Here is an 8,327-nt window from a genome sequence, read left to right as displayed (position 1 = left end):
GTGTATTATAATAAAATGGTATATAATCAAGATTAAATTATGTACGTTTTGTGAATTTGTAGTTACTTTTGATTTAGAATAGTGTGTCTATATAAGCAATACAAAAGGGAATATGACTACTCTAAACTAAGATAAGGTGGAAAGTATGGCAAGAGGCAGAAAATTTAATTCAAATGGCGAACAAAGTAAACAACTATTACTTGAAAAAGCGATAGAGCTATTTTCTGATAAAGGTTATCATCACACAAAAATTAGTGACATTGTAAAGGCTGCCAATGTAACTCAGCCTACTTTTTATCTCTATTTTAAAAGCAAGGATGCCCTTTATAACGATTTGAATGCGCAATTTCAAAGCGGATTCTTGGCAGTAATGAATAGTAAATCAACTGACATTATTGAATATGGATTACAGGGTTTTATCACGCTCTTAGAGCAAAAGTTATTGAACTTGTTTGTATACATAATTGAAAATCCTGAATTAACAAAAATAGGTTTTATTGAATCCAAGCAAGCACATTTGGTGAAAAACCAAATGACACAGCAATTGATCCACCTTATTTATCTGCATGATTGTGACAAAGATCTACGACTGTATAGTGTGGATATAAAAATCATGATAGATAGTTTAGTAGGCTCAATAGAAAGACTCATCATTACGAATTTATTAGAAGAAAAAAGGTTACCTGCAGAACTTGCAAATGATATTGTACAATTATATTTTTGGAAAACCAAAGAAGTGATATAAAAAACTGCCATCGATACTTATTATCGATGACAGTTTTTTTAATTGCTTATTCTTATATGCTGATAGTAGCCTTTTTGATCTTTGCTCTTCGGGTGAATAAGTAGCATATATTCCTGATTTGGTGATAAAGCACTCTTAGGTGTAACAGTTAATGTACGACCTTCAATTTTAACTGCTACGGGTACTTCCTTAGCTCCTAAAGCAGCCAGTTGAATGTTACTTTTAGCAATTTGAGAAGTAAGCCCAGCAGGAATTTTTACTGTAAATTTTTGTGTATCAGCTATATTTTTTACCGTGGAAAGTTGTTTATATTTAGGATATTTCTCCTTCAATGCATCATAATGTGCCTGGAAAATAGGTGCTGTTGTGGTTTGAACATTTGGCTTAACGCCTACTTCATGAATAGTATAACCCGCAGGACCTGTAAATTTACCAACTGTAAGCTTTAAATAGCTTCCATCCTGTAATGTGTAAAAGCCTTGCATAGCGCCTTTCCCATAGGTTGTTTCACCGTATAAAATAGCAGCCTTCTGGTCTTTCAATGATGCGGAAAGCATTTCAGAAGCACTGGCACTATAGCGGTTTACAAGAATACGGGTATCTTTAGGAAACTTTGTATCTTGTTGAACTGCTGGGATGGTATAAGAGTTATGTGCTTCTTCTAATAAATACGCTACTTTAGCAGATTGGAATAATCCTGTTAGTTCTTCAGCTGTTGTCACATAACCTCCACCATTATTTTGTAAATCTAAGATGAACGATGTTGCACCACGTTTTTTTAAGTCAATCAGCGCATTTTTAACAAGCTGTGCACCATCCTCTGAAAAGGAAGCCAACGAAATATAGCCCACATTTCCAAATAGTAGGTCAGTTTGTACATTTGGTAATGTGAATTTTTTACGTGTAATAGTTTTGGTAGTTTTTGAACTGTCACTATTCTTTAATGTAACTTCCACCTTAGTCCCTTCATTACCGATTAAAAGGGAAGAGGCCTCTTGAGTAGAACGCCCGATAATGGATTCACCATTAACCCCAATGATGATATCTCCAGCCTGAACACCAGCCTCAAAAGCACCACTGCCTTCGATTACTTGTAAAATATGAATTCCATCTTCGTGTTCTTCAATCACCACACCTATACCTATAGTAGATAGGTTGATGCTATTCATATAATTTTCAAATTCTTGCTTAGTGAAGTAGGTTGAGTAAGGATCAAGCATACTCATGATTTCTGAGATGGATGTAGCCTTCTCTAAATTTCCATTAATTGTTCCAACGTAAGTATCTTTCACAATCTCCTTAATTTCCTTAATAAGCTGTTGATCATTTTCAGCAGCGTGAGTAGTTGTAAAAGGGAGAAGGAAGAAGCCTAGAACAAATACGAATGACCATATTAACTTTTTCATTGGACACCTCTTTTCTAGAACTCAAAATAGAATGTATCATTATTAGGTATTAAATGGATGGTTACATTATGCAATTGAGTATCTAATTTTTATTATACATGAAGCCATCGCTATAGTGGTGGACTTATATGAGGTAGAAAAAGAATCTACTTGTCGCTATGGGCAAGTAGATTCTTGTAAATTATTTTTTTATCAATTTATGAATAATAAAACCAATTGATGCGCCAACAATAGCTGGTAAAAGCCATCCTAAATTTTGCTCATACATTGGCAATGCTTTCAGGATAGTTTCATAAGGTGTAATTTCAACTTTCATTTGTTTTAAGCCATCATATAGACTGACAAGGAAAGTTGGAACGAGCGCTAAAATATAAACAATTTGTCCACCTTTAAAGAAATGATCAGCTAGTGACAAGACCATCAATACCATAGCTAAAGGATAAATGATTAATAGTACAGGTAGTGATGCACTAATTATTGTTGAAAGTCCCACATTTGTAATAGCTGTACTAAAAATAGTGAAGACAACTAAAAACGTTTTATATGAAATTTGAGGGAATAGCTTATGGAAAAATTGTGCATTAGCAGTCAATAAACCAACAGCTGTGGATATACAAGCTAGTAAAATAGTCGCAGACAAAATAATACTTCCAAGGCTTCCAAAGAGCACCTCAGCTGATTTTGCAATAATATTTCCGCCATTATCAGAAATACCAATTGCATTGATACTTGTATTACCAATATGCCCTAGAGAGATATAGACAAAGGATAAACCTATTGCAGCAACGACCCCCGCAAAAATCGTTGTTTTTACTTGTTTTCTCGTATCTTTCATACCCATATCACGCAAGGCCTGTAAAATGACGATACCAAAAACAAGAGCACTTAGAACGTCCATCGTTAAGTAACCTTGTACAAAGCCTTCAGCTAAAGGTGACACTTTATAGTTTCCTACAGCTTCTCCTGGTTCTCCCATAGGAGAGATAAAACTTTTAACAGCAAGCAATAAAATAACAAAAAGCAGGGCAGGTGTTAAAATTTTACCTACTCGATCAACGAGCTTCGAAGGGTTAATAGATAAATATAGAATTAACGTGAAAAACAAGATAGATGTGATAAAAAGTGGCGCCCAATGATCCCTCATCGCTTCAGAGAGAAATGGCGCAATGCCTATTTCATAGGACACAGATCCAGTACGTGGTACAGCAAAGAACGGTCCAATTGCTAAGTAGACAATGGATGTGAAAATCACCCCAAAAGCAGGACTAACACGGTTAGCAAGCAGTTGTAAATCGCCTCCTGCTTTGGCAACAGCAACAATCGCTAATAGTGGAAGACCAACACCTGTTATAAGGAAACCAATCATGGCTACAGTGATGTTTTCACCTGCTTGTTGGCCTAATAATGGTGGGAAAATAATATTACCAGCACCCAAGAACAAGGCAAATAGTAGTAATCCTACTGCTAAATTTCCTTTGATGAAATGCAAGATGTTTTTCATAAGTATAATAACTCCTTTAAGATTGAAAAGCTAAAACTTTCTAAAAATTTTAAATACAGAAGTGTATGTTATCATAGGAACACTAATCTTGCAATGAAAATAGTATTTCAATATAGTCGGATTTCGTCGTATTCTATAAGTTTCCTATAATGTTTGAAAAATAGTCAGTTTTTCCGATTTTTCATGCAATAGTTATCTAGTATGATAGACACACAAGGGAATATTCTAGCACGAACGGAGGCACTTTGGTATGCAAAAGACAAAAAAATGGAGAATTCTTGTTCTAAGTACTTTAGCAACTTCATTTTTAGCATTACAAACAGCGGAAGCAGCAACATATACTGTACAAAAAGGAGATACTTTAACGAAAATCGCCCAAAATCATCAAGTCACGATTGGGGATATTATGAAGTGGAATAATCTATCGAAAGATACGATTTTTGTAGCTCAAAAGCTTGAGATTCAAAAACAATCAACGAATGAGGGAGTAAAGCCCGCAACTCCATCAACTTCTGGAAAACCAGCATCTAGTTCTCATACAGTAGCAAAGGGTGACACCTTATCAAAAATTGCAAAGCTATATAATGTGACAATTAAGGATATAATGGATTGGAATAAGCTTGAAAAAGACACGATTTTTGTTGGACAAGTACTGAAGCTTTCTTCAGCTGCAGTGATACCCGATGGTGATACTATACATAATAATGTGACTTCAGGTACGGGCACTCCATCAAAAGTAACTGCGAAAGATCCTACAGCTAATGGACAAGCGATTTATAACAAAACCGTTGAAGTTGCCAATACATTGGTTGGAACACCCTATCTATACGGTGGAAATACACCTGTAGGGCTTGATTGCAGTGGCTTTATTTTTTATGCCTTTAATCAAGGTGGTTTAAAAATAGGAAGAGCAAGCAGTGAAGGCTATTTTTACGGTAATACTACCCATGTAGAAAATCCAGTACCTGGCGATTTAGTGTTCTTTGAGAATACGTATAAAGAAGGTATTTCTCATATGGGGATTTATCTCGGAGATAATAAATTCATTCATGCGGGTACAGATGGTGTAGAAGTTTCGGATGTTACGTACTCCTACTGGTCTTCTAAATTAGTAGCCTACAAACGTTTTGATAGTGTGAAATAAAAAGTAGCGATTTTTGCCTAGGCAAAAATCGCTTTTTGTTTTAACAAAACCCCCCTCTCTCTTTTAGAAGAAAGGGGGGGTTAGGTTATTGTGTTACACGAGCTGACCAACGTGAAAGATCAGCGCCTTTTGGGTTTACTAATTGGGCAGGGAAAATAAATGTCCAAGGCTTGGTTGAATTAGGTTGAACTGTTAAAATAGGATCCATTTTAAATGAACCTTTTGCTATTTGTTTTCCTCTTGCGTCAATAATTTCAAGAGGTAGTTGTTCCAAATTTATAGCCTTATTATGGCCATTACGAATAAATATAGAGACATTTAAGCTACCATTATTCATAAATTTAGCCTGCAAACCTGTGAAGTTTACTTCTGTTTCCCCTAATTTGGGTAACGTTTTAACAATTTTGGCAAGCTCCTCTTTTTGTTCTGCTGGTAACTGTTCTTCCCAGGTAGGATCTAATTCTAATTGATGATCACGTAAAGATACTAGATTGAAAGCCAGTTTCCAGCCTTCTTCCGGTATTTCATCAACTTTAATAGCTGATTTTTCAAATTCAAATACCCATGGGCGAGCGCTTTTCGCTGGGATTGTGCCAAGTGCTTTAAAGTCAAATTTTTTAGAAGCTACAAGCTTATCGTTTTTATCCATGATAAAAAGTTCGATTTCACCAAGTTCAATGGCTTCAGAAAGCGAAGAACGGAAAAATGCTCGTACTTGCCATTTTCCAGAGCGGTCCTCATCAATACTAATGGAAGAAAGAGATAATTGATTTGGTTTTAATGGTTCTAGCTCATTAGCAAGAAAGTTAAAGATATATTTTTGCTCCTGAGGTACATTCCAATCAGGATGGAAAGACAGCTTGGTTTCAACTATACCATCATTATTTTTATCTGTAGTAGTGTTTCCTAGTAAGTCCTTTGAGTCAATTATATTTTCTTGACCAACTTTGTCTGATTTTTTAAAGAATGAGAATAAGCCCATTTTTTATTGATCCTCCTGTTGCGCTTCAATTGTTTTCATAAATCCAATAATTTCTATAATGATCGTACGACGTAATTCTTGGAAGTTTTTGGCGAATAATTCTAAGCCTTCTCTTTGATAAATACGCATAGGATCTTCCTGTTGATAGTGGCGAAGACCAATGCCTTCTTTTAAATGAGCCATAGACTCTAAATGCTTTATCCAACCATTATCTAAGTTACTTAACATGATTTGAGGGATGACATCTATTACTTGTTCATTTTGAGCAAACGTATCCATCTTAGCAGTTAATTCATCTACAGGCGCTTGTAGGGAATCTAAAATAGGTATAACCTTCCCAACTTCTCTATCAATGGAAACAGGAGATAGGAAGAGACTATTTAAAGTTGCCTCTATTCCATCATAGTCCCATTCAAACGACGGAATATCATCAGGTGTAGCATCACGAACTGCAAAGTCTACTGTTTCATATAACATTTGCTTTAATTGATCTAATAAATCTTCACCAGCTAAAATTTTGTCACGAAGTCCATAAAGAACGGTACGTTGGTCATTGATAACATCATCTAATTTTAGGTTATATTCCCTCATGCCATATTGGGAACCTTCAACAATACGTTGTGTTCGGTCAATAAGCTCTTGAACCTCTTTATTTTGAATAATACCCTGATCATCTACAATCATTTTTGCAGAGAATTTTTCTACTTCTTCTTTTGCGTAACGGCGGAACATATCATCTTCAATAGAGAGAATGAAGCGGCTTTCGCCTACATCACCTTGACGGCCTGAACGCCCACGTAGCTGATTGTCTACACGACGGCTTTCATGCTTTTCTGTCCCAATTACATATAAACCACCAAGCTCGTGTACATCATCACCTAACATGATATCCGTACCACGACCAGCCATGTTTGTCGCTACTGTAATACGACCTTTTTGACCTGCCTGTGAAATAAGTTCAACTTCTTGTTCAACTGTTTTTGCATTAAGTAATTGGAATGTTAATTTTTCCCTTTTTAGATAGTCAGCTACAGTTTCAGACTGTAAAATCGATGTTGTCCCAATTAAAATTGGCTGGCCTTTTTCATGACGTTTTTTAACCTCAGCTGCAACATACTTATATTTTGCTTCCTGTGTGCTAAAAATAAGATCAGGCTGATCAATACGCTGACGCGGACGGTTTGTTGGGATTTGCACAACTTCCATGCCATATACTTCGCGAATTTCTTTTTCCTGTGTTTTCGCTGTACCCGTCATCCCGGAAAGCTTTGGATACATACGGAAATAGTTTTGAATTGTGACCTGGGCCATTGATTTATTTTCATCTGTAATCGTTACGCCTTCTTTAGCCTCAATCGCTTGATGTAAGCCATCAGAAAGTGAACGACCTTCTAAAATACGACCTGTAAACATATCAACAAGCTCGATTTTGTCTTCTTTGACAATGTAATCAACATCGCGCTTAAACATAACATGTGCACGTACTGCTTGGATTACGTAATGGAAGAGTGTTTGGTGTTCTAAGTCATATAAATTATCGATATTGAAGGCAGCCTCAACCTTTTCAATACCTTTATCCGTTAGAGAAGTAGCCTTTGTTTCATCGTCAAAGTCATAATCTTCATCTTTCTTGAATCGTTTCGCTAACATAGCAGCAATGCGGTGTAATTCTTCGTTGGAAGGCATTTTACCTGCGATAATTAAAGGTGTTTTCGCTTCGTCGATTAATACACTATCTACTTCATCTATAATTGCGAAGTGATAAGGACGTTGTACTTTATCTGCTAAGCTATAGGCCATATTGTCACGTAGATAGTCGAAGCCAAATTCAGTACCCACACCGTATGTAATATCTGCATTATAGGCTTCTTTTTTCTCATCAGCTTCCATCATCGGGATATTTAGACCAACAGTTAGGCCAAGGAAACGATGAATTTGACCAACAAGCTCAAAGTCACGCTTTGCTAGATAATCATTTACAGTAATGACATGAACGCCTTTACCTTCTAATGCACGTACATAAGAGGGAAGAGATGCAACTAACGTTTTACCTTCACCTGTTGGCATTTCAGCAATATTACCTTCTGTTAATACTAGACCACCGATAAGCTGCACATCAAAATGACGCATTCCTAATACACGCTTTGAGGCTTCGCGTACAACAGCAAATGCGTCTGGGATGATTGATGTAATAGGCTCACCTTGTTCTAATTGATTTTTGAAAATAAAAGTCATTTCTCTTAATTCAGCATCTGACTTATCAACATACTTTTCTTCAAGATTATTAATTTGATCTACTATTTTGTAGTAGCGTTTTAATTGACGAGCACTTGTTTGCTCTTTGTTACTTTTGAAAATTGAGAACATGAAATATACGCTCCTTTAATGTTGTCTACATGCTAGACACACCATTATTCTATCAAATTTTACTTATGGTGACTACAATTGACTGTATAGGAATCTATTAATGCTAAAATGTACAAAATATTTGTGAAATCGTGGAAAATGTTTAGAAAAAGTATATTTCAATGCTTGTTCATGCTATAATC

General features: G+C 35.9%; 6 protein-coding genes. 2 read left to right on the top strand and 4 right to left on the bottom strand.

Features of this window, described 5'->3' with window-relative positions; translation table 11 throughout:
• The first annotated feature begins 145 nt into the window (after window positions 1–145).
• Entirely contained in the window at window positions 146–745 is a 600-nt protein-coding gene (locus VK91_RS07980; RefSeq protein ID WP_048392096.1) for a TetR/AcrR family transcriptional regulator, read from the top strand.
• A 38-nt stretch (window positions 746–783) separates the two neighbouring features.
• Here the strand turns inward: VK91_RS07980 and VK91_RS07975 are convergent, their stop codons facing one another.
• Together VK91_RS07975 and brnQ are read right to left on the bottom strand one after the other, a co-directional pair.
• The gene (locus tag VK91_RS07975) at window positions 784–2,151 is read right to left on the bottom strand and encodes a S41 family peptidase (RefSeq protein WP_048392095.1); all 1,368 of its coding nucleotides are present in this window, start codon (window positions 2,149–2,151) and stop codon (window positions 784–786) included.
• 181 nt (window positions 2,152–2,332) lie between these two features.
• Window positions 2,333–3,652, bottom strand: a complete 1,320-nt coding sequence (brnQ, locus tag VK91_RS07970) for a branched-chain amino acid transport system II carrier protein (protein ID WP_048392094.1) — start codon at window positions 3,650–3,652, stop codon at window positions 2,333–2,335.
• Window positions 3,653–3,902: 250 nt separating this feature from the next.
• Here brnQ and VK91_RS07965 point away from each other — a divergent pair, with 250 nt between their 5' ends.
• Entirely contained in the window at window positions 3,903–4,796 is an 894-nt protein-coding gene (locus tag VK91_RS07965; RefSeq protein ID WP_048392093.1) for a LysM peptidoglycan-binding domain-containing protein, read from the top strand.
• An 85-nt stretch (window positions 4,797–4,881) separates the two neighbouring features.
• Here the strand turns inward: VK91_RS07965 and VK91_RS07960 are convergent, their stop codons facing one another.
• Together VK91_RS07960 and secA2 are read right to left on the bottom strand one after the other, a co-directional pair.
• Entirely contained in the window at window positions 4,882–5,778 is an 897-nt protein-coding gene (locus tag VK91_RS07960) for an accessory Sec system S-layer assembly protein (RefSeq protein ID WP_048392092.1), read from the bottom strand.
• Between the two features lie 3 nt (window positions 5,779–5,781).
• Entirely contained in the window at window positions 5,782–8,145 is a 2,364-nt protein-coding gene (gene secA2, locus VK91_RS07955) for an accessory Sec system translocase SecA2 (RefSeq protein WP_048392091.1), read from the bottom strand.
• Window positions 8,146–8,327: the final 182 nt, after the last annotated feature.

Source organism: Lysinibacillus sp. LK3 (assembly GCF_001043675.1).
Lineage (GTDB): Bacteria > Bacillota > Bacilli > Bacillales_A > Planococcaceae > Lysinibacillus > Lysinibacillus capsici.
Note: the sequence above shows the minus strand (reverse complement) of the source record. Positions and strands in the feature narration are given on the sequence as shown.

What these genes read in the sequence shown, in the direction of transcription:
- VK91_RS07975 (WP_048392095.1), bottom strand. Translation starts at nt 2,151, where the DNA reads ATGAAAAAGTTAATATGGTCATTCGTATTTGTTCTAGGCTTCTTCCTT.
- secA2 (WP_048392091.1), bottom strand. Translation starts at nt 8,145, where the DNA reads ATGTTCTCAATTTTCAAAAGTAACAAAGAGCAAACAAGTGCTCGTCAA.
- VK91_RS07960 (WP_048392092.1), bottom strand. Translation starts at nt 5,778, where the DNA reads ATGGGCTTATTCTCATTCTTTAAAAAATCAGACAAAGTTGGTCAAGAA.
- VK91_RS07980 (WP_048392096.1), top strand. Translation starts at nt 146, where the DNA reads ATGGCAAGAGGCAGAAAATTTAATTCAAATGGCGAACAAAGTAAACAA.
- brnQ (WP_048392094.1), bottom strand. Translation starts at nt 3,652, where the DNA reads ATGAAAAACATCTTGCATTTCATCAAAGGAAATTTAGCAGTAGGATTA.
- VK91_RS07965 (WP_048392093.1), top strand. Translation starts at nt 3,903, where the DNA reads ATGCAAAAGACAAAAAAATGGAGAATTCTTGTTCTAAGTACTTTAGCA.